This is a genomic window from Candidatus Effluviviaceae Genus I sp., assembly GCA_016867725.1.
In the GTDB taxonomy this organism is placed as follows: domain Bacteria; phylum Joyebacterota; class Joyebacteria; order Joyebacterales; family Joyebacteraceae; genus VGIX01.
Genome location: VGIX01000031.1, coordinates 1 through 21901, shown reverse-complemented (window position 1 = coordinate 21901; position 21901 = coordinate 1). Strand labels below are relative to the sequence as shown.

Here is a 21901-nt window from a genome sequence, read left to right as displayed (position 1 = left end):
CGGACATGGTGAGCGGTTGGGCTACGGGGACGGTCCCGAACCACGGGCTGGTGCTGGCGGTCTCTCCAGGCTGGCCGGGAGCGGTCGGGGCCTGCGACTCACACGGCGCGGCGGGCGGGGCTCCGGTTCTGAGCGTGCGCTACACGCCGCGCTCCGAGGATGGCCGGTGAGGCGCCGCCGTGGTCCGGCCTCGCTGCTCCGGAGATGCACTGCAGGACCGCGACGAGGACAGGAGGTGATCCCGATGGCACGAACTGCGATCGGTGTCGTGATGGCGGCGATGTCGCTGCTGTGGTCGGCGACGGCGGCGGGACAGTCCGCGGTGTACTGGACCCCGGCGCATGAGTGGGCGCCTACGGGGCTCTTGGGGTGCATCGCAGCCGGGGATCTCGATGGTGACGGTGATGATGACCTTGCCTCCTTCAGGTGGGGCGGGGTGTACTGGAACATGGGATGTCCCGGTCCGCCTGCATGGCAGCTGCAGGCGAACGTGTTCCCCGACGCGCGCCCGTTCGGCTGCCACGGAGGCGAGGGCACTCTGGGCGACATTGATGGCGATGGGGATCTCGATCTCATCTACGGCTGCTACGAGTGCTGCAGTCTGCGGGTGTTCTGGAACGTGGGTACCCCACAGGTGCCGACGTGGCAATACGGGGGCGCGGTTCCTGGGAACCCCTACGCCGGATACTACTCGCTCGTCTGTCTGGCGGACATCGACGCGGACGGAGACCTGGACCTTCTGGGTAGGAACGGCGATGGCATCTATGCGCTCATCGCGTACGAGAACGTCGGCACACCCTGGGCACCCCTCTGGGTCCGCCTTGGCCTCATACCCGAGGTATACGGCGTGAGCGACTCCGTGCTTGCGGTGGGGGACATCGACGGTGATGGCGATCTGGACATCGTAGGGGGGTCGTACAGCAGCCGCCTCAAGTGCTGGGAGAACGTCGGGACGCCGCAGGCATGGAGCTACGTGCGCAATGACGCGATGCTGACAGGCGTGGCGGCGACGATCGGCGTGACGGGGGTTGCGCTTCTCGACCTTGACTGCGACGGTGACCTGGATCTGGTCATCGTCGGGCGACTCGGTGCCGTGTCAGTGTATCTCAACGAGCAGATCACGCCCGTCGGCAGCGGGACATGGGGGACCATCAAGGCTCTCTACCGCTAGCACGCTCCACATGCCGTCCGCGCAGGCGGCGGCTCGGGTGCCGTACCGAGACAAGCGGCCCTCCCGGCCTCCCGGGAGGGCCGCTTCATGGTACCGGTGCAGGGATTCGAACCCCGGACGCGCGGATTATGATTCCGCTGCTCTAACCAACTGAGCTACACCGGCGTGTCTGTCTTGCGGCCGGGTCGGACCCGGCGCCCACCCATGATGATAGCCAAGGGCCGGGCGCTCGTCAACGCGCATCCCTCAGGCCCGTCACATGGGCCTTCCGGAGACCCGGCGCATCCTTCTCGCGCCGCTCAGCATCATAACCGTTGAACCCCCGCAGCGCGGGCCCTAGGCTCTCGGGGGGCGGAGGTCGGGCGAGCCCGCGGCGGGGGTATCTTCGGGGCCGGGGCATGGCGGGCCCCGGCCGCATGACGCAGGGGGTGTCGCAGCGATGAGATTGGACAAGTTCACGCTCAAGGCCCAGGAGGCCGTGCAGGCCGCGCAGAACCTCGCGGCCGAGCGCAACCACCAGGAGATCACGCCGGAGCACCTGCTCCGCGCGCTCCTGGAGCAGCACGAGGGCATCGTCATCCCGGTGCTCCAGCGCCTTGGAGTCGACGTTTCCGCGGTTCGCGACCGGCTCGAGAAGGAGATCGACACGTCGCCGCAGGTGTACGGCGCGGCCGGGCAGTCCTATGCGTCGCCCACGTTCCAGTCCGTCCTCGGCGCCGCGTGGAACGAGGCGCGCCAGCTCAAGGACGAGTACGTGAGCACGGAGCATCTGCTCATCGCCATCGCCGAGGAGCGCGAGTCGCCGGCCGGCGCGATCCTCCGCGAGTCGGGCGCGAGTCGCGAGAACATCTACAAGGTCCTCGTGGACATCCGCGGAAGCCAGCGCGTCACCGACCAGAACCCGGAGGAGAAGTACCAGGCGCTGGCGCGCTACAGCCGCGACCTCACGGACCTCGCCCGCGCAGGCAAGCTCGACCCGGTCATCGGCCGCGACGACGAGATCCGGCGCGTCATCCAGGTCCTCTCTCGCCGCACGAAGAACAACCCGGTCCTCATCGGCGACCCGGGCGTGGGCAAGACCGCCATCGTCGAGGGGCTCGCGCGGCGCATCGTGGCCGGGGACGTGCCGGAGGGCCTCAAGAACAAGCGCATCCACGCGCTCGACGTCGGCTCTCTCGTCGCGGGCACGAAGTACCGCGGCGAGTTCGAGGACCGGCTGAAGGCGCTCCTCCGAGAGGTACAGGAGGCCGAGGGCGAGGTCATCCTGTTCATCGACGAGATGCACACGCTCGTCGGCGCCGGCGCGGCCGAGGGCGCGGTGGACGCGTCCAACATGCTGAAGCCCGCGCTCGCGCGCGGGGAACTGCACGCCGTCGGCGCGACCACGCTCGACGAGTACCGCAAGCACATCGAGAAGGACGCGGCCCTCGAACGCCGCTTCCAGCCCATCCTCGTCGGCGAGCCGTCCGTCGAGGACACGATCGCGATCCTCCGCGGCCTCAAGGAGCGCTACGAGGTGCACCACGGCGTCCGCATCAAGGACGCCGCCATCGTCGCCGCGGCCACGCTGTCGCACCGCTACATCGCGGACCGATTCCTGCCCGACAAGGCCGTGGACCTCATCGACGAGGCCGCGTCCCGGCTGCGGATCGAGATCGACTCCATGCCGCAGGAGCTGGACGAGATCGAGCGGCGCGTGATCCAGCTCGAGATCGAGCGTGAGGCGCTCAAGAAGGAGCGCGACGCGGAATCGAAGGAGCGCCTCGCGAAGCTCGAGGCCGAGATCGCCGACCTTAGAGAGAGCTCGGCCGAGATGAAAGTGCACTGGGAGAACGAGAAGGGCGCGATCAGGGCCATCCGCGACACGAAGGCCGAGATCGAGTCGGCGAAGGCCGAGTACGAGCGCGCCGAGCGGCAGGGCGACCTCAACAAGGCCGCGGAACTCCGCTACGGCCGCATCGCGTCGCTCGAGAAGCGCCTCGAAGAGGAGAACGCGCGACTGGCCGAACTCCAGAAGAGCCAGCAGATGCTCAAGGAGGAGGTGGACGAGGACGACGTCGCCGAGGTCGTCTCATCGTGGACCCGCATCCCGGTGTCGCGGATGCTCGAGGGCGAGCGCGCGAAGCTCCTCAAGATGGAGGAACGGCTCGGGATGCGCGTGGTCGGCCAGGACGACGCCATCCGCGTCGTGTCGGACTCGGTGCGCCGCGCCCGCGCGGGGCTCCAGGACCCCCGTCGCCCCATCGGCTCGTTCATCTTCATGGGGCCCACCGGCGTCGGGAAGACCGAGCTCGGGCGCGCGCTCGCGGAGTTCCTGTTCGACGACGAGGACGCGATGGTGCGCATCGACATGTCGGAGTTCATGGAGAAGCACTCCGTGGCCCGCATGATCGGCGCGCCCCCCGGGTACGTCGGCTACGAAGAGGGCGGCTATCTCACGGAGGCGGTCCGCCGGCGGCCGTACTCCGTCGTCCTCATGGACGAGATCGAGAAGGCGCACCCCGACGTCTTCAACGTCCTCCTCCAGATCCTCGACGACGGCAGGCTCACGGACGGGCAGGGGAGGACGGTGGACTTCACGAACACCATCGTCATCATGACCTCGAACGTCGGGAGCCAGTGGATCCAGGAGCTGGGCGGCGGCGACCCCGAGGAGATGCGGCGGCGCGTCACCGAGGCGCTCCGTGCCCAGTTCCGGCCCGAGTTCCTGAACCGCATCGACGAGGTGGTCATCTTCAACTCGCTGGACCTCGACGAGATCAAGGCGATCGTGGACATCCAGCTCGGGCGGCTGCGCGGGATGCTCGCCGAGAGGAAGATGGACGTCGAGCTCACCGACGCGGCGCGCGAGCTGGTGGCGCGGGAGGGGTTCGACCCGGTGTACGGCGCGCGGCCGCTCAAGCGGGCGCTCCAGCGCGACGTCCAGAACCCGCTGGCCGTGAAGATCCTCGAGGGGGAGTTCACGGAGGGCGACACGGTCGTCGTGGGCGTGAAGGACGGGAAGCTCACGTTCAAGGTGAAGCGTTAGCGTGCCGAAGCGGTGCTCGGGTCGCGCCTAGCTCGACGTGATGGTCGTGAGCCTGAGCAGATCGAGATCCACGGGCTTCCGCTTCTCCCAGGTCTCGACGAGCGGCACGAGCGTGAGGCGGTCGCACAACACGCCCGCCATCACGTCGGTCTCGCCGGCCAGCAGCGCCTCGACCGCCGCCCGCCCGGTGCGGCTTGCGAGCGTCCGGTCGAACGAGGTCGGCGCGCCGCCCCGCTGGATGTGGCCGATGACGCTCACCCGGCAGTCGATCCCCAGCCGCGCCTTCACCGAGTCCGCGACCGCTTGGGCGCCCCCTTCGCAGGCCCCCTCCGCGACGACGATGATGTAGCTCGTCTTGCCCCGTCGGTGGCCCTCGTCGAGCGCGCGGCACACCGCATCGAGGTCCACAGGAACCTCGGGCACGAGGATGACCTCGGCGCCGCCCGCCACGCCCACCTCGAGCGCCAGAGCTCCGCACGCTCTTCCCATCACCTCGATGAAGAAGACCCGGTCGTGCGAGGCCGCGGTGTCGCGGATCTTGTCGATGGACTCAAGCGCGGTGTTGGCCGCCGTGTCGAAGCCGATGGTGAAGTCCGTGCCGAACACGTCGTTGTCGATGGTGCCCGGCACGCCGACGACGGCAATGCCGTGCTCGACGGTGAGCGCGTGGAGCCCCCGGAACGTCCCGTCGCCGCCGATGCCGACGAGCCCGCCGATCCCCGCCTCCCGGAGGCGCGCCGCCGCCTTCGCGCGGCCCTCCGCGCGAAGGAACTCCTCGGAGCGGCTGGTCTTGAGGATCGTCCCGCCCGTCTGGATGATGTTCGAGACGGACCGGGCCGAGAGCGACTGAAAGTCGCCCGCGATCAGTCCCTCGAACCCGCGGACGACGCCGGTGACCCGCGCGTCCGCGGCGATGGCCGTTCTCACGGCCGCCCTGGTCGCGGCGTTCATGCCCGGCGCGTCGCCGCCGCTCGTGAGCACGGCGATGTGGCTGATGGAGTCCATCAGATGGCCTCCGCGTCGTGGTGGAAGAGAGAGCTACCTCAAGAGGATCAGCTTCACGGTGGAGCTGGATCCCGGAGCGTCCATTCTAGCGAAATAGACGCCGGCCGCAACGAATTCCCCGCGCGCGTCGCGGCCGTCCCAGACGGCCTCGTGCGTCCCGGCGTCGCGGAAGCCCGAGGCGAGCGTCCGCACCAGTCGGCCGCTCACGTCGTACACGCAGATCGCCACCTCGCCCCCGGGAGCGGGGACGTGGAACGCGAGCGTCGTCGTGGGCGTGAACGGGTTGGGGGTGTTCTGGCCGAGGGCGAAAGCGATCGGCGTGTCACCCTCTTCCACCGACGCCGTGAGGGTCGCCGGGGGCGAAGTGAGCCACGGTGCGTAATCGACTCGGCCGATGAAGGACGCCGGGTTGGGCGGCGACTGGCCCCACCAGTTCCACAGGGCCTGCAGACGCACGGACGACGCCTGGTTGGCGACCGCGGCCGTCGCGTTCCTCTCGAACGAGTTGTAGCCGGAGCCCGAGGCCGCGCCGCCTCCGAGAACCGGGTTGGCGCCACCCTCGGCGGAGACCCCGACGCCGTTCGAGACGAACTGGCAGCGGCTGAACGCCGGGAACGCCTGCTTCGTGCACAAGGCGCCGGAGAACGCGTTGTCGCGGATCGTCGTGTTCGAGATGAGCGGCGAGCAGTTCTTGATGAGGATGCCGTGCCGGGCGTTCGACACGACGACGCAGGAGTCGATGACCACGGTCGACAGCCTGTGGCAGGCGATCCCGTCGCCCTGCGATGACCCGCTGAACGTGCTCGCCGTGATGGCGTGCGTGGCGCCATCGCGGCACACCAGCCCCGCCCTGCGGTTCTCCGTGAACAGCGATGCCCTGATGGTCCCGCTGCCGCCGGCCAGTCGCGCTCCGAGCGTGTCGGAGTCCGTGAACGCGCACGCCGACGCGGTCAGCGTGCAGTCGTCGAGGTGCATCCCGACGGCGTTCTGGTTCACGGTCACGCCCAGGAGGGTCACGGTGGACTGCATGCCGAAGATGCCTACCTCGGCGTTCTCGATGCGGCAGACCGCAAGCTGCGCCGTGGCTCCCGGGAGAAGAACGACGCCGTTCCACGTGCCCCGCGGCCCGGAGGCTCGCATCGTGACCTCCGCGGCGGCGGATCCGGCTGCGACCAGTGTTCCTGCAACCTCGAGCTTCGGCGACGCACCTGATGCGAACGCGAGACTGGTTCCCGGCGCGAGCGTAAGCGAGGCGCCCGCAGGCACGATGACGTCGCCCGTCACCGTGTACTCGCCCGAGAGCGTGACGGAGCCGTTGATCGTCCCTGACAGGGGCTGCGCGTACGCGCCCGTCCTCGCCGCGTTGCGTCCGGGCCCGGCCCACTCGACGGGGCAGCCGGCGGCTCCCTGGAGGCGGAGCATGAAGAGCATGCCGCTGCTCGTCGCAACGGCGATCTCCGCGACGCCGTCCCTGTCGATGTCGCAGGCGAAGGGAGAGCCCGGAGCTCCCGGCACCGGCACCGCTGCGATCTCGGCGCCCCGCGAGGACAACACGCGCACGAAGCCTGCCTGTGTAGAGACGATGATGTCGGGAGCCCCGTCTCCGTCCGCGTCGGCCACGGCGGCCGAGCACATCGGCCTGCCAAAGAGAGGCGCCGACCAGGAGACCGTGCTTCCGGCGAGGAGGTAGATCGTCCCGTTCTTCGAGCCGGCCACGATCTCCGGGACTCTGTCCCCGTCAACGTCCCCGAGCGCGAGAGAGCACACGTCCGAGTCGAGGGGGACGTTCCAGGCCACGCTGCCGTCGTCCGCGTTCACGCAGTACAGCTTGTTCGACGCCACGATGACCTCGAAGCGTCCGTCGTGGTCCACGTCCCCTAGCGCAAGCGCGACCACCGGGCTCGACGAGACCTGGACCGGCCCCCAGAGATGCGTGGGAGGGGAGGCCGCCGTGGTGAGCGCGCCGATCCGCCCCTGGCTCGTGCCGTAGATGATGTCCGGGCGGCCGTCGAGGTTGATGTCCCCGACGACCGGCGACGCCGTCGGCTTCGCGCCTTGGGGAAGCGGGCGAACCCACAGCTGCTGCCCCTGGCCGCTCAGGGCGAGGATGTCGGACGTCTCGCCGAAGAGGCCGTACGTGGCCAGGAGGATGTCCGAGATCCCGTCGCCGTTCACATCCGCGAGGACCGGATAGCCGACCGGGTCCTTCGTGTGAAGCGTCCACAGCGTGTCGCCGTCGCCGCTGAACGCGGCGACTCCCAGCCGGCGCGTGGCGACAACCTCGCTTACGCCGTCTCCGTTGATGTCGCCGATGGCCGGGGCGATCTCCGGCGTGAAGTCCAGAGGGTGCACGGCGCCGGGGGACGCCCAGACCTCGATGCCCGACGGCCCTACGGCGCGGACGCTCGCGTTCTCATCGACGGTCACGGTTCGGAACTCGTTCCCGAGCCGCCCGATGGCCGCGCTGTGCAGTCCGATGCCAAGATCGACGGGGAATCCGGACGCGTGACGGTACACGTAGAACCCCGTGGCATGCGCATTGTTGCTCTCGTTCGACTCGGCGATCAGGCCGTCCGGGTCGGCCGCGATCTCGACGGTGTGCGGTCCCGCCGTCCGGTCCGGGATGGTCAGCACCGCGCTCTCCGATGACCACCCTCCAAGGAACGGGATGATCGCATCGCACCGATACTGCCCGGCGGGCGACTGGCCTGTCAGCCGGACCGCGACGTTCGACGCCGGGACGGCGCTCTGGTTCGTGACGGTCACCGCCACGGTCACGGTGGAGTTCGTGCCCGGGAACGCCGGCGACCACGCTGTCTCATGCGGCTTGAGCGCAAGGTCCGGCGCGTCCGTCGGCGGCGCGTCCGACGCGAAGATGAGCGTGGGGTCGCCGAAGAGGTTGAAGTGCCGGACGTAGTTCACGTTCTGGTCGCCCTGCAGGTGCAGGAGCTTGCCCACCGCGATCGCCTCGCCGATGAAGAGCGCGTGCTCATCGAACATCGCGCGGTAGATGCTCTTCGTGAGCGTCCTGAACATCCCGCCGTCGCTGGCCCGCGGGGCCGCGAGGCAGGCGACCGCCCCCTTGCCCGGCGCGTTCACGAGCTGCTCGGCCAGGCAATCGTACGAGCCGTTGGCGTCGGGGTAGGTCGTGTTGTCGAACCCCCCCGTCGCGCACGCCATCGAGAGGACGATCGGCAGTCGGTCACCGTTCTCCATGCCCGCGATGTGCGTCGTGTTGAGCGTGCGGTCCCACAGCGACACCCAGCCGTCGCCCGCGAAGTTCACGATGAGATGGCCGTTGTTGAACTCGCGCGTGACCGCGATCGCGCACGCGTGGTCGCTTGCGAAGTCGTGTCTGTAGATCCGGCCCACCTGGAACGAATCGGGGATGATCTCATCGTACTCGTTGAAGAGGGCGACATACTCGCTCTTGAGCGTGTAGAACATCCCGCCGATGAGGAGCACGCTGCTGCTCCACTCCTGTGTCGAGCTGACGGGCATGTAGCCGGTGCACTTCGTGACGACCGCTACGAGGTCGGCCAGGTTGCCGACGGAGAGCCGGCCGATCATCACATCCTCGAAGTCGTCGTCGCCGCTGACGCAGGCGTAGTAGTGGTCGGAGGCCACTTCGTTGCCTCCGTAGCCGTTGTAGGCCGGCACCATCACGGTCTGGTTGTCGTCGGCGTACGCGTCGCCGACGAGGAGAACGAACCCGAGGTGGCCGTCGCCGAACCCGGCGGCCGACCGGCTCTCGTAGACCTGCCGGATGAGGTCGCGGAGCGCTTCGGGCGTGAGCGCCGGGAGGTCGCCCGCGGAGAAGATCGACACGTTGAGGCCGAGGTACTCCGCGTGGTGGAGCGCCAGCGCCCGAAGCGCGGGCGTGCTCGCGAGGTCGGCCGCGGCGACGATGAGCACGTCGGTGCCCGCCGCGGCGCACTCCGCGGCGGTCGTGCAGTACGCGACGCCCCCGCGCGCCCCGGCGCGCGCCGCGGCGGGCGGGCGCCACGGCGGGGCGACAGGCTCGTAGTTGAGCAGGGTCCTGGAGCAGGCGTGCGCGAAAGGCCCCGTGTCTCTTGACGCCGCCCCCGCGGCGCCCTCCAGGGCGATCGTGATCTCGAGCTCGCCGGCGCGCCGCGAGGGACCGCACGCGCCTGCGAGAGCCGCAAGGTCGAGCCGGACGATGGCGACCGTCTGGTCGCGGAGCTTGCCGATGCTCTCGATGCCGGCGACGGAGGCCGCGGCGCCCTCCGAAAGCAGGACGTCGCCCGTCGGGGCGCGGACGGCGATGGACTCGATGCTCACGGTCGCGCACTCAGGCAACGCGACGAGTCGCCGTACGACCGCGTCGGCGCCCGAGAGCAAAAACACAGGCCGGCGCATCATGTCCGCGCCGGCCTCAGAGCTTCCGTCCCAGTCGAGCTTTAGCGCAGTTCTTGTGAGTCCGAACGGCCCCCTCGGTGGACCCTGAAGGAAACGATCGGCCGCGAGCACCGACGAGGCGGCAACAGAATCCGCGACGAGTGCTGAACCGTTTTCCCGAGGGCCTCCTGCGTACGATGCGAGCGAGATGAGGAGTGCTGCGAAGCCCGCCAGGCCAGCGATGGGCCGATTGCGCCGCCCATCCCGTGGCCCGGGGCTCCCTCTCTTCTTCACGGGTTGCCCACTCTCGCGCCCGGGCCGCTACCGCCCTTCCGAAGCCGGGCCCGGATCATCTCGACCCAGGCCCGGCGAACCCATCAACACAACGTCACAGCGTCAGGTCGTCACGCGCGCTACTGATAGAGGGCCTTGATCGCGCCCCAGCTCTTCGCCTCGACCGGCGTGCTGCAGTCCTCGAGCCAGAGGTACATGCCGAACGCCCACTCCTCGATGGTGCCGGGGCAGGCCTTGGTGTACGTGCCGTAGTAGTTGCCCGTGCCGCACATGCCGTCGTAGCAGCCCGTGCCGTCGCGGATGATCACGACGATGCCCGCGAGGCTGCCCGTGCAGAACTCGCCCTCGTCAAGGACCATGTTGTTGTTGAGGTCCTGCACCTGGATCTGGACCGAGCACACGCCGGACATCGAGCCGACGTTCGTGTTGTCCACGATCGCGAGGGTGTTGAGGGCGGGGAGGCCGTGGGCGGTGTCGAAGTAGCCGGTCCACGCGCTCGGCGTGCCGGGGACGTAGTTCGGAGCGAAGAAGGTGTTCCAGATGTACTGGTAGCGAACCTCGGGCGGTTCCGTCGGCCAGCCGGTGTCGTTGATGGTGATCGTCCAGCTGCCGTCCTGGATCTCGCCGGCGGGGTCCATCCCGCCCGTGAACACAGGCGGGCTGTCCATGAAGTCACCGGCGCCGAGACCGTAGAACCACACGAACGTCTCTTCGGCGACTGCGGCCTGAGCCATCAGCATGAGCGCCGCAAGCACAATCATGAACGCGCGCATCGCCATCTCCTCTTGTTGTGCTCCCTCGCGGAAGCCTTCCTCTTCTGCCAACTCCTGGTCTGCTCTCAACCCTCAGGTCGTCTAGCGGTACAGCGACTTGATCACGCCCCAGGTCTGCTCCTCCACCGGACTCGGGCAGTTGTACATCGTGACCTGGCCGTTCGGCGTGAGGGAGTCGAGGGTCGGCGGGTTCTTGAAGTTGAAGTTGCCCGCGCTCAGCGACCCGTGGCCGCACATGTTGTAGTAGTCGCCCGTGCCCTGCAGCGGGTCGAGGGAGAACGTGGCGCTCAGCTGGTGGTTCCTCCGGTGCTTCTCCGCCTGGTCGAGGATCCCGTCGGCGTACCAGTCGCGGATCAGGATCACGATCGACGCATTGGCGACCATGACCCCGTTCCATCCCGCCGGAGCGGTGGTGTTGAAGGTGAGCCGAGGGGCCGAGGGCGTCGTGATGCCGTCGAAGTACCCCCACCAGCCCTCCGCGCCGACTGTGGCGTCGTAGTTCCCGGCAAAGTAGGTGTCCCAGATGTAGTTGAAGCGGGCCGTGCTGTCCGCTGCGGACGGCCACATCGAGTCATCGATCGTGAAGGACCACGTGCCCGTGAGACCGGAGATGAAGGTCCCCGAATACCTGGCCGGGCTCATCATCAGACTCCCGCTGCCATTCCCCATGAAGGAGATGGCGCCGGCAGTCTGCGACAAAGCCAAGGTGAGAACCAGCACAAGTGCGGCAATGGTAGTCTTCCTCATGGTCCCGCCGCGCTCCTTTCTCTGCGTTGCGTCTTCCGCTGCTGCGAGCGATTCATGAACGTCACGAACGCGATCGCCGATGTTCGAGTCTCCCCTCCTGCGCACTCGCGCCGATGCGTGTGCCCCGCGGGGTCCGGTCTGCCCGTCTCCGCGCACCATCCATGCGGCCCGTTGTGCGGGTCGCCCTGTGTCCTGTGAACCTCACTCCTCCTGCACAGATAGTGTAGCACATCCAGCACAAGGCGTCAATCTGGATTTGTGGCCTTTCCCTTACGGTGGCGTGCTGGGGGCCTCCCACATGTCGCCCGCGGAGCCCCGCCCGGTACGCTGCTCGCATTCGCGCCCGGGCAAGGGCTTTCCCGCGGGCTTTGGGCAACCAGCCGGCCTAGGACCAGCCGGCCTCGGCTTCTGATGCGGCGCGGGTGGCGGGGTTTCATCGGCCTCCCGGATCAACTCCTCCCGGAGCGCCCCGGTGCAGCCGGTCGGCCGGGCCCTCGCGGCTTGCCGCTGGGGAGGGGTTCCCTTACCATGTTCGCCGGCTCGGCGTGGCTGCCTGGCGACACATCGAAGGGGAGCGAGATGCCGCTCGGGCGCGGGATGGAGGCGCGGTGAGACTCTCGGACCGGACGCTCGTGGTGCTCCTGTTCGTGGCGGCGTGGATCCTCCGCGCCGTCTTCGTTCTGGAGCTTCGTGCAAGCCCGCTTGCCGACGCGCCGCTCCTGGACGAGCTGTATCACGTTCAATGGGCGAGCGCGCTCGCGGCCGGGGACTGGGTCGGGAGCGCCGTCTTCTTCCGCGCTCCGCTCTATCCCTACTCGCTCGCGCTCGCGCTTCTCCTCTTCCGCGGGAGTCTCCTCGGAGCGCGCCTCCTCCAGGCGACGTACGGGGCGCTCGTTCCCGTCGCCGCGTATCTTCTCGCCAAGCGCCTGCTCGGGCGGCGCGGGGCGGTCGTCGCAGGCATCGTCGCCGCGCTCTATCCCTTCCTCATCTACTTCACCAACGAGCTTCTCATCGAGTCGCTCGTCGTCGCGCTCGGCGCGTTCCTGCTCCTGGCCGTGCTGCGGGCGGACGAGGTCCCGAGCTGGGGCAGGTGGCTCTCCGCCGGCGCCATGCTCGGTCTGGCAGCGCTCACCAGGCCGCCGGCCCTCCTCTTCGCGCCGTGCGTGATGGGGTGGATCTGGTGGCGGGCGGCGAGCGCGTCGCGCCCCGATGACCGGCAACCGCGCCGTGAGCCCGCCGCCCCGCGGGCGCGCGGCGGGCTCACGGTCCTCGATGGGCGGACGCCGCTGCGGTCGGCGGTGCTGCGGTCGGTAGTGTTCCTGCTCGGGGCCGGCATCGTCATCGCGCCCGTCACGATCAGGAACTTCGCGCTCGAGAGGGACCTGGTTCTCATCGCGTCCCAGGGCGGCGTGAACTTCTTCATCGGCAACAACCGCGCCTCGGACGGCGCGTCGGCCGTGCTGCCCGTGCTGGGGGACGCGTGGGAGTACGAGGACTGCGTGCGCGTCGCGGAGCGCGAGGAGGGGAGGACGCTGTCATCGAGCGGCGTGTCGGCGTTTTGGTATCGGAAGGGCAGGGAGTTCATCCTCGGTCACCCGCGCGAGGCCGCCGCGCTCTTCGCGAGGAAGGTGGTTCTCTTCTGGAACCGGTACGAGCTGCCGAACAACAAGGACGTCTACCACTTCGCGCGCATGTCGCGCGTGTACGGCGGCGTCGCCTGGCTCCACTTCGGCGTGGTCGCGCCGCTGGCCGCCGTCGGCGCCGCCGTGACGCTTCGTCGGCGTCACCCCACGGCCGTGCTCCTCGCGCTCTTCGTCGCCGCGCACATGACCGGCGTCGTGCTCTTCTTCGTGTGCTCGAGGTTCCGCATTCCGGTCGTGCCCGCGCTCATCGTCTTCGCGGCCGCCGGCGCGCTGTGGCTCGTGGACAGGGTGCGCTCCCGCGACGCCCGGAGGTTCGTCGCGGGCGCGGCGCTCGTCGCGTGCGCCGCCGCGCTCGTCAACGCCGACTTCTACGGCACGCATCTCGGGGACCGAGCGCAGACGCGCTACCAGATCGGCGCCGCGCATGCCATGAAGGGGAGACACGACGCGGCGATCGAGGAGTTCCTGAAGGCGATCGAGATGTCGGGGGCGTCCACGCCGACGCGGGCGAAGGCGCAGAACGCGATGGGGCTCTCGCTCGAGAAGCTCGGCCGGTCCGAGGAGGCGCTCGCGGCGTACCGCGCGTCCGCCCACACGGCCCCGACGTTCGCGCCGGCGGCCAACAACGCGGGATGGTACCACCTGAAGCGGGGGGAGCTCGAACCGGCGCGCGCGTGGCTGGAGGAGGCGGTGCGTCGCGACCCGTGGCTGCCGGAGGCGCAGTTCAACCTGGGGACCGTCCTCCTGCGCGAGGGCGACCTCGCCGGCGCCGAGCAGCGCTTCTCATCCGCGGTCATGGCCGATCCACGCTTCAAGGAGGCGTGGAACGGCCTGGGCGCCGTGTTCGAGGACACGGGGAGGCTTCCCGAGAGCATCGCGGCCTACGGCCGCGCGGTGCAGATCGACGGGTCGTACGCGAACGCACGGAACAACCTCGGCGTGGCGCTTGCGAGAACGGGCCAGTACGGTGAGGCTCTCGCTGAGCTCGATGCAGCGCTCCGGCTGGATCCCGGCAACCGCAACATCGCGGGCAACATCGAGCAGGTGCGGCGGCTCATGGCTGCCGCCCGAACCGGTGGCGGCCCCGCCCCGCTCAGCGGCCCGCGCGCCCCATAGCGGCCGCGGCGAGCGCCCTCACGAGCGGGTGCGGCTCTTCTCTCAGCAGTCTCCCGAGGCTCCCGCGCGACGCTCCGTCCGGCCCGATCATGCCGATGGCGTCCGCCGCCTCGGCCCTCATCGTCCAGTCCGGCGAGCGCAAGAGCGCGCGCAGCGCAGGCAGCGCCCGCCGCCAGCGCATGTCTCCGAGCGTCCTGACCGCGAGGCGGCTCTCCTGACCGGCTCCCGCTCTTGCGAGCGCGACGAGATCGGCAGCCACGCGGCCGCCGGCGGCCGCAAGCGCGCCGGCCGCTCCGTATCTCACGCCGTAGAACGGGTCGCCCAGCGCCGCGAGCAGCGCGTCGGCCGCGACGCGGTCGAGCGTGCCCGGCGCCTTCCGTTCGACCTGCGCGAGGGAGACCGCGGCGCTCTTCCTGACGATGTCGACGTCGTCCCGGAGGAGCGCGACGAGCGCGCGGTCGGACCCCGGATCGCCGATCCCGCCGAGCGCCCCAGCCACGGCCGCCCGCACCTTCCAGTCTTCGTGCTCGTGGACTGCGACGAGGGCATCGACCGCGCTCGCACTCCCGATGCGCCCGAGCACGCCGGCGGCGAGCCGCGCCCCGCGAGTCGTGTCGGTCCGCCGGGCCTCGTGGGACAGCGCCTCGACGAGCGGCCCGACGGCCGGCTCGCCGATGCGGAAGAGAACGTCCTCGACGGCGATGCGCTCGCGCACGTCGTCGGTGTCCAGCCTCGAGACGAGGCAGGGGATGGACTCCTCGTGCCTCGCGACGAGCAGCCGCGACGCCGGCGCACTGAGCGCGGCGTACTGAAGCGCGCTGGACGATGCGCGCACCAGGAGCTCCGCGGGCGTGAGGTCCGCAAGGCCGCTCGTGTCGGCCGGCGCGGGCTGCGTCTCGGCCTGCGCAGGCGCGGCGGCCGGCGGCGCGATGAGCGCCGCGACGACGAGCGCCCTGAAGGCGCGTGCTGTCTTCATGGCCGGTCCTCCACGCACTCGGTGTCCACGCCGATGCCGTACTCGCTCGCCCTCCACCACGCGCCATCGCTTCCTCTGCCGGAGTAAGCGTCGCGACCTCCGCCGTCGATGAAGATCCCGACGCTCCCGTAGTCGCGCCGCAAGTTCCCGTAGCCCTGCGTGTTCACAGGGTCCCGAACGGTGTACGAGTCGTTGCCGGCGTCGTCCATGAGCACCCCGATGCCGTTGGCGTTGCCCGCGCCCTGCGACAGGTCGTGACACACGTAGTTGTCGTTGCCGGCGAGGTCGTGGAGGATGCCGATCGCAAGATCGTGGCCGCAGCCCTGCGAGACGCCCTTGGAGACGTAGTTGTCGTTGCCCGCCAGGTCCACGAGCGCGGCCACGGTGAGATGCGTGGCGGCGCCCTGCGCGTACTGGTACGACACGTACTGGTCGTTCCCCGCGAAGTCCACGAGCCCGCCGACGGCGAACCAGTAGCTCGACCCCTGCCCGAAGATGTCCGACACGTACACGTCGTTCCCGCCCTCGTCCGCCAGGACCCCGATCCCGCCCGAGGCGTCCGGTCGCCACCCGAACCCGAACCCCTGCGAGAGGCTCAGGAAGTGGTCGAAGTAGCGGATCTCGTCGGTGTACTTGCCGCCCGCGAAGTACACGTCGTTGCCCGCGCCGTCGTAGAGGAGCCCGAAGCCCTTCACGAACCCGAACGCCTGGCAGAAGAGCGCGCCGTGGTAGGAGTCGTTCCCGGCCTCGTCGATGAGAAGGCCGATCCCGAACGCGCCCGAGCCCTGGACGCAGGTGTCGCCGGCGTACGAGTCGTTGCCTGCGCGATCGAGCAGCACGCCGACGCCGAAGAGACCGGAGCCGATGGAGAAGCTGCCGGCCCTGTAGCGGTCGTCGCCGCCGAGGTCGGCGAGCACGCCGACGCCCATGAAGCCGGCGCCGAACGCGCCCTCGCGCGCCCCGCACGCATAGTCGTCGTCGCCCCCGGCGTCGATGACCACCGCCACCGGGAGCCCCGGCCGCGCGCCGCCGGCGGGCGCGGCGTACGTGTCGTCGCCGCCGAGGTCGATGACGAGCGCGCACGCCCTGTGGTAGGTCGTCGGCCCGGGACCGCCGACAACGACGGTGCCGAACTCCGTCTCCACGACGTCCCAGACATCGCCCGTTACGATGTCGGCCGGCAGCCTCCTTCCGCTCGGCGCGGGCGGCCGGTCGAGCGACTCGGCGAGCCCCTCGACGACGGGAGTGGCGGCGTCCACCGCGCCCGCCACCGTGCGTCCCGCGCGGGCGAGATGCCTGTAGCTGACGCGCGCCGCGATGTCGAGCAGGATCGCTCCCTTCTCCTCCTGTTCTCTGGCCTCCCTGTCCTTGACCTCGATGGGCTTGTCGGGCGCGAACTCCTGCTCCTCGAGCAGGACCCTCGCGTTCTCCTCGAGGAAACGCCGTTCACCGGCGGAGAGGCCGGCGAACGCGCTGTCCACGTCGGCCGCCGCGCTGCGAAGCGCGGGCAGGAGGATGTCGAGCGCCTGCGTCCACGGCGCGGCCGCCTCGCCGAGGTCCGCCTCCGCACCCGCCGCGACGGGCTCGAGCGCGATGTCGAGCTCCCGCGCGGCCGCGGTCAACCGCGACTCCAGCGAGCCAAGCGCGGCCGCCTCGGTCGCCAGGCTCCTCACGTAGCTCTCCGTGTCGAGCGGCCTTGCGAACAGCGAGTCCACGGCCGTGAGCCGGAACGCGTCCCGCGCGTCCGCGGAGTCGCTGCGGAACCGAAGGTCGTCCCGCGCCATGAGGATCGCGCGGAGGGCGTCGTCGAGCGTTCTGTCGCACGGCCCGGCCGCGCGCGCGGGCGGAAGCGCAAGCGCGACGAGGAGCGCGGCCGCCACGAGACACCGCGCGATGGGGGTTCCGGAGCTTCTCATCCGTTCTTCCTTTCCGTGAGCGCGCGCGTGACGAGCTCCGCCGTGATGGGGAGCTCGCTGAACCGGATGCCGACGGCGTTCGCGACGGCGTTCGCGATGGCCGCGGCGCCGGGCATCGCCGGCGTCTCGCCGATGCCCTTCGCGCCGAACGGGCCGCGCGAGTAGGGGTGCTCCACGAACGCCGACGCGATCTCGGGCGCGTCGGCCGCCGTGGGGATGATGTAGGTCGAGAAGTCGGGCGTGACGATGCGCCCGCGGTCGGTCCGCATCCTCTCGAACAGCGCCATGCCGGCCGCCTGCAGCACGCCGCCCTCGACCTGGCCCTCGAGCGTCGTCGGGTTGAGCACCTTCCCGACGTCGTGCGCCGCCGTCATCCTCACGAGGCGCACCGCGCCCGTCTCCGTGTCCACCTCGACCTCCGCCACGTGCGTCGCGTACGAGTACACCGCGTACGCGTCGCCCTGCCCGTTCTCGTCGAAGGTCGAGACCGGCGCCGCGTACCACCCCGATGCCGCCGTGGCTACGTTCTTCGCCCAGCAGGCGTCGGCGAGCTCGCCGAACGCGATCGAACGGTCGCCTCCCGCGACGCGCCCGCCCGCGAACGCGACGGCCGAGGACGGAACGCCGAGGATCTCCGCTGCCGCCGCGCCCATGGCCGCCCTGATCTTCGCGACCGCGTCGAGGACGGCGTTGCCCGTCATGAGCGTGGTCCTCGACGCGACGCTCGGGCCGCTGTCGGGGACCGCGCTCGTGTCCGCGAGGTCCACGCGCACCGACGACACCGCGATGCCGAGCGCGTCGGCCGCGATCTGCGAGAGCACCGTGAGGAGCCCCTGGCCCATCTCGGTGCCGCCGACCGCGACCCTCACGGAGCCGTCGCGGTACACGTTCACGAGCGCTCCCGACCCGTCGAGCGCGAGACCCTTCGCGCCGAGGCTCACGCCGTAGTAGATGGAGGCGACGCCGATGCCGCGGCGGACGCGCCCGCCCTCGGTGCCGACCGCGCCGGCCGCGCGCTTGGCGTCCCAGCCCGAGACGTCGCGCGCGCGTCTGAGCGTGTCGCGGAGCCCGACGCTCTCCGTGAGGAGCTGGTTCGTCGCCGTGCGTCTCCCGACGTCCAGGCCGTTCAGCAGGCGGATCTCGATGGGGTCCATGCCGAGCGCCGCGGCGACCTCGTCCACGACCGACTCGTTCGCGAAGATCGTCTGGGGCTGGCCGAACCCGCGGAAGGCGCCGGTGGTCTGGCCGTTCGTGTAGACGCCGTACGCGTCGGTCTCGACGTTCGGGATCTCGTAGGGCCCCGTCGCGTGCGCGGCCGAGCGGAAGAGGACGACCGGCGTGAGCGTGGAGTACGCGCCGGCGTCGGCGACGATGCGGATCCTCGCGGCCGTGAAGGCGCCGTCCCGCGTCGCGCCCAGTCGGAACGTCACGGTCATCGGATGGCGCTTGCTCGAACGGTAGAAGTCCTCCTCCCGCGAGTAGACAAGCTTCACGGGTCGGCCGACCTTCCAGGCGGCGACGGCCGCGCACGCGCAGATCTCGCTCGGCGAGTCCTCCTTGCCGCCGAACCCGCCGCCGGTCACCGTCTGCACGACGCGGACGGCGGCGAGCGGAAGACCGAGCGCGGTCGCGACGGCCTTCTGCACGTAGAACGGGCACTGCATTGAGCCGTAGACCGTCATGGCCGCGCGGCCGTCCGGCACGGCGATCGCGCCCATCGTCTCGAGGTAGGAGTGCTCCTGGTGGAACGTGCGGAACGTCCTCTCGACGACGACGTCGGCCCCGGCGAACCCGCGCTCCGCGTTGCCCTTGCGCACGCGGTACTGAAGGAAGACGTTGCCCCCGTCGTGCACCCGCGGCGCCCCGCGCGCCATGGCCTCCTCGGCGTCGAAGACGGCCGGCAGCTCCTCGCACGAGAGCGCGACCGCCGCCGCGCCCTCGCGTGCCGCCTCCGGCGAGTCGGCGACGACGAGCGCGACGGCGTCCCCCGTGTACCGGATCGTGTCCTTCACGAGGAGCGGCTGGTCGGCGTCGATGACGCCGACCTGGTTCGCCCCCGGGATGTCCTCCGCCGTCACGACGGCGGCGACGCCGGGGACCGCGAGCGCCCCGCTCGCGTCGAGGGCGAGCAGCCTCGCGTGCGCGACGCGGGGGAGGACCACCGCGGCGTGGAGCATGCCCGCGGCGCGGAGGTCGTCCACGTACGCGGCCGCTCCCGTGACCTTGTCCTCGGCGTCCACGCGGCGGACTCGCCTGCCCACCGAGGGACCGCCGTCCGCCGCGTCGTCCGCGATGAACCGGTCCGCCACGGCTCCTCCTAGTCACTCCTCGCCCGGAGGAAGAGCTGCGTGCCCGTCCGCGCGCAGCCGTTGGTTCTGAACACGGCGATCATGGGCGCGTTCCTCTCGTCGGTCGAGCCCATGTACTTCGTCACGCCGTGGCGCGAGAGGAACGCGAGCCCTGCGGCGTGAAGGACCCTGCCGTAGCCGCGCCCCCTGAACGCCGGTCTCACGCCGACGTAGAACAGCGTCCCCTCGTCCGGCCGCTCCGGGTAGGTCTGCGGCAGAACGACGCCGACCGCCTCGTCTTCGAGGGTCGCGATCTGCCACCACGACGGGTCGAACGAGCGGCCCGCGTGGTCTACCAGGTCCTGGAACTCGCGCTCGACGTCCCGGTCGGCGTCGTCCTCGAACGGGTCGCCTTCCGACGCCTCGGCCATGACGCGGACGAACCTGCGGCGGCCGACGAGCGATAGAGGGCGGTACGCGAACGGATCGCTGTGCGGTGACCGATAGCCCTCGAGGCGGCGTTCCACGAACACCTTCCTCTTCGCCACCTCGAATCCCGAGCGGGCGAGGGCGTCGTTGAGCGCTCTGCTCGTCTCGGTGTCCCAGGTGAGCACGGTGATGCCGTCCTTCGCGAAGGACGGCCTGAGATACCCGCACAGCGCGTTCTGGATGTCGCAGGCTCCCGGATCGTCTGCGGCGTGCACCTCGCGCAGGAGGTATAGCCTCGGGGTGAGGAAGACGCCTTCGAGCCGGCCGACGCAGCGCTCTCCGTCGAACGCCAACAGGAATGCCCGCTCGTCAGCGCCGTGACACCTCAGGCGGCGCGTGATGTCCGGCAGGCTCGCGGCCACCGCGGTCCGCGAGATGTTCAGGCCGAGCCAGACTCCCTCCTGGCCCGGGCGCAGAGGGCGCACCTCGATCGCCGGCATCTCCGGACCTCTAGGTTCCCGTCCCCGCGTCGGACGCGGCGGCCGCGGGCGCCGCGGTGTCGGCGGGCGCCGCCGCAAGCGCCGAGATCCAGTCCGCGATGAGTCGGATCTGCTCGTCGGTCAGCGGGTCGGCGCCCATCGGCATCCTCCTGCCCTTGATGCGCGTGTCCCCGTTGACCTTCATCAGGAGGTAACTCCTGTCGGGCTTCCCCGGCTGGACGAGCGGCAGGGTGTCCATCTGCGCGCTCGTGACGCCCACCGTGGCCTCGACGAACGCCGCCGCGTCGAGCGTGAGCTTGCCGGGCGTGCGCGGGCCGCCGTGGCAGCTCGTGCACGAGGCCTTGAAGATGCCGGCGACGGCGGTCTCGAGCGCCGTCGCGCCGCCTGCGGGCGCAGCGCCTTGCCCGGCGGCCCCTCGGTCCGCCGGCGCCTCAGCCTGCTGCGAGCACGCGGGGGCGACGATCATGAGCGCGACCGCCGCCATGGCCGTGATCCCCTTCATGGGTCACCTCCCTCTCGCCGTCCTGTGAGCGGAACGCCGCGACAACCTAGCAGTCCGCGGGGCTTTCGTCAATGAGGTCACTTGACATCCTGCGCATGCAGAGGCGTTCCGTCGCACGCCGCAACCGGGAACAGCCAGCGGCTCCTTCTCCATACGACCGGCCACTGGAGATGTCACGGCGTGTGGGCCGAGTCGTGCAGCCTCGACAACATCGTCATCACGGGCCGGGTGACGCCGGTGGAGCCGGTGTCCTGGACCACGATCAAGGCGCTGTACCGGTGATATGGAGGGACCTCGTGTCAAGGGGCGTCTCCCCTTCGGGGAGGCGGCCTTTGCACGTGGTGGAGCGGCTGAGAGGAGGTGGCGGACGAGGGAGGGCGCCTCGACGACGAGTCACGCTGATATGCGCGGGTTGCGGCGGCGGGCTGGCGCCCGCGGAGTCCGTGCAGATGAACCCCTACGTGCTACCGTGCGGGCCGTCGTCGGTCGCTCCATCATCCCGGGCTTGACAGCGATGAGGGGGGGGTACAATAAAACGTGCGATTCACGCTTGGATGTTCGAGGTGAGATGAGAGCTGCTCCGCCTTGCAAAGGAGGTCCCGCCATGCGCACACCTCCTCGCTCTCTCGACTTCCCGCGGTTTTCCCGCATCGCTGTACTCGCCTTGTCGGTTCTCGTCTCAGTTGCCGCTCCATCCGCTTCAGTCGCGCAGGACTCCGCCATCACGCAGGGCTGGGTGTCGTTCGATGGCATGACGCCGCTCCCAGCCTCGCCGACGATCGAGATCCTCTCCTCAACATCAGGCGAGCTCGTTCTCACATTGACGACCCCCGGCGCCGTCAGCGCCGCCGTCCTGGAGGGCGTTGCCGAGTACCACCGGCTCGAGTTCCCTGGCTACTCGCACAGCAACGAGGTGGGGCATCCGCTCCTGCCCGCCGTCCGGCAGCTCATCGCGGTCCCGAAGGGGTGTGAGATCGAGCTGTCGGTCACTCCCGGAGAGCCGCTCCATTACTACGGGACGCTTCTCTACCCGGTGCCTGCCACGGTCGTCCGGTACACGGCTGAAGGATGGGAGTACCTCGATGAGGAGTTCGCGCTCGACGAGGACGCGTACTCGTCGAGCGGATACTACCCGACTGAGATCGCAAGCGTGA

At 70.0% G+C, this 21901-nt stretch carries 13 protein-coding genes and 1 tRNA gene; 4 read left to right on the top strand and 10 right to left on the bottom strand.

Translation table 11 applies throughout. The features are described from left to right. Positions 1 to 244: 244 nt before the first annotated feature. On the top strand, positions 245 to 1171 hold the full coding sequence (locus FJY74_07320; protein ID MBM3308117.1) for a VCBS repeat-containing protein: 927 nt from the start codon (positions 245 to 247) through the stop codon (positions 1169 to 1171). An 88-nt stretch (positions 1172 to 1259) separates the two neighbouring features. Here the strand turns inward: FJY74_07320 and FJY74_07315 are convergent. Next, positions 1260 to 1336 (bottom strand) — tRNA-Met (locus FJY74_07315). Positions 1337 to 1610: 274 nt separating this feature from the next. Between FJY74_07315 and clpB the strand changes: the two genes are divergently transcribed. Continuing rightward, positions 1611 to 4199 (top strand): ATP-dependent chaperone ClpB, encoded by a 2589-nt coding sequence (gene clpB / locus FJY74_07310; GenBank protein ID MBM3308116.1) that lies wholly within the window; start codon positions 1611 to 1613, stop codon positions 4197 to 4199. 27 nt (positions 4200 to 4226) lie between these two features. Here clpB and pfkA read toward each other — a convergent pair whose 3' ends face one another. The 4 genes from pfkA to FJY74_07290 all read right to left on the bottom strand — a co-directional run bounded on the left by pfkA (position 4227) and on the right by FJY74_07290 (position 11272). After that, a complete protein-coding gene (gene pfkA, locus FJY74_07305) occupies positions 4227 to 5195 on the bottom strand; it encodes a 6-phosphofructokinase (protein MBM3308115.1) in 969 nt (322 codons plus the stop codon). Positions 5196 to 5237: 42 nt separating this feature from the next. Next, positions 5238 to 9587 (bottom strand): VCBS repeat-containing protein, encoded by a 4350-nt coding sequence (locus FJY74_07300; GenBank protein MBM3308114.1) that lies wholly within the window; start codon positions 9585 to 9587, stop codon positions 5238 to 5240. Between the two features lie 389 nt (positions 9588 to 9976). Beyond that, on the bottom strand, positions 9977 to 10630 hold the full coding sequence (locus FJY74_07295) for a hypothetical protein (GenBank protein ID MBM3308113.1): 654 nt from the start codon (positions 10628 to 10630) through the stop codon (positions 9977 to 9979). An 81-nt stretch (positions 10631 to 10711) separates the two neighbouring features. Beyond that, the gene (locus tag FJY74_07290) at positions 10712 to 11272 is read right to left on the bottom strand and encodes a hypothetical protein (GenBank protein MBM3308112.1); all 561 of its coding nucleotides are present in this window, start codon (positions 11270 to 11272) and stop codon (positions 10712 to 10714) included. Between the two features lie 713 nt (positions 11273 to 11985). Between FJY74_07290 and FJY74_07285 the strand changes: the two genes are divergently transcribed. After that, on the top strand, positions 11986 to 14136 hold the full coding sequence (locus FJY74_07285) for a tetratricopeptide repeat protein (GenBank protein MBM3308111.1): 2151 nt from the start codon (positions 11986 to 11988) through the stop codon (positions 14134 to 14136). On the opposite strand, the gene FJY74_07280 is transcribed toward FJY74_07285, so the two are convergent. Genes FJY74_07280 through FJY74_07260 form a run of 5 tightly spaced genes read right to left on the bottom strand, consistent with a single transcriptional unit; the run spans position 14114 to position 20747 of the window. Then, positions 14114 to 15112 (bottom strand): HEAT repeat domain-containing protein, encoded by a 999-nt coding sequence (locus FJY74_07280; protein MBM3308110.1) that lies wholly within the window; start codon positions 15110 to 15112, stop codon positions 14114 to 14116. The two genes, FJY74_07285 and FJY74_07280, sit on opposite strands and share 23 nt — an antisense overlap. Then, positions 15109 to 17028: a CHAD domain-containing protein gene (locus FJY74_07275; protein ID MBM3308109.1), complete on the bottom strand. Its 1920-nt coding sequence runs from the start codon at positions 17026 to 17028 to the stop codon at positions 15109 to 15111. Before FJY74_07275 ends, FJY74_07280 begins: the two co-directional genes overlap by 4 nt. Continuing rightward, a complete protein-coding gene (locus FJY74_07270) occupies positions 17025 to 19337 on the bottom strand; it encodes a xanthine dehydrogenase family protein (GenBank protein MBM3308108.1) in 2313 nt (770 codons plus the stop codon). Before FJY74_07270 ends, FJY74_07275 begins: the two co-directional genes overlap by 4 nt. An 8-nt stretch (positions 19338 to 19345) precedes the next feature. Beyond that, the gene (locus tag FJY74_07265; GenBank protein ID MBM3308107.1) at positions 19346 to 20245 is read right to left on the bottom strand and encodes a GNAT family N-acetyltransferase; all 900 of its coding nucleotides are present in this window, start codon (positions 20243 to 20245) and stop codon (positions 19346 to 19348) included. Between the two features lie 10 nt (positions 20246 to 20255). After that, on the bottom strand, positions 20256 to 20747 hold the full coding sequence (locus FJY74_07260) for a hypothetical protein (GenBank protein ID MBM3308106.1): 492 nt from the start codon (positions 20745 to 20747) through the stop codon (positions 20256 to 20258). 736 nt (positions 20748 to 21483) lie between these two features. Between FJY74_07260 and FJY74_07255 the strand changes: the two genes are divergently transcribed. After that, positions 21484 to 21901, top strand: a 418-nt coding sequence (locus tag FJY74_07255) for a hypothetical protein (GenBank protein MBM3308105.1), incomplete at its 3' end; no start/stop codon positions are given.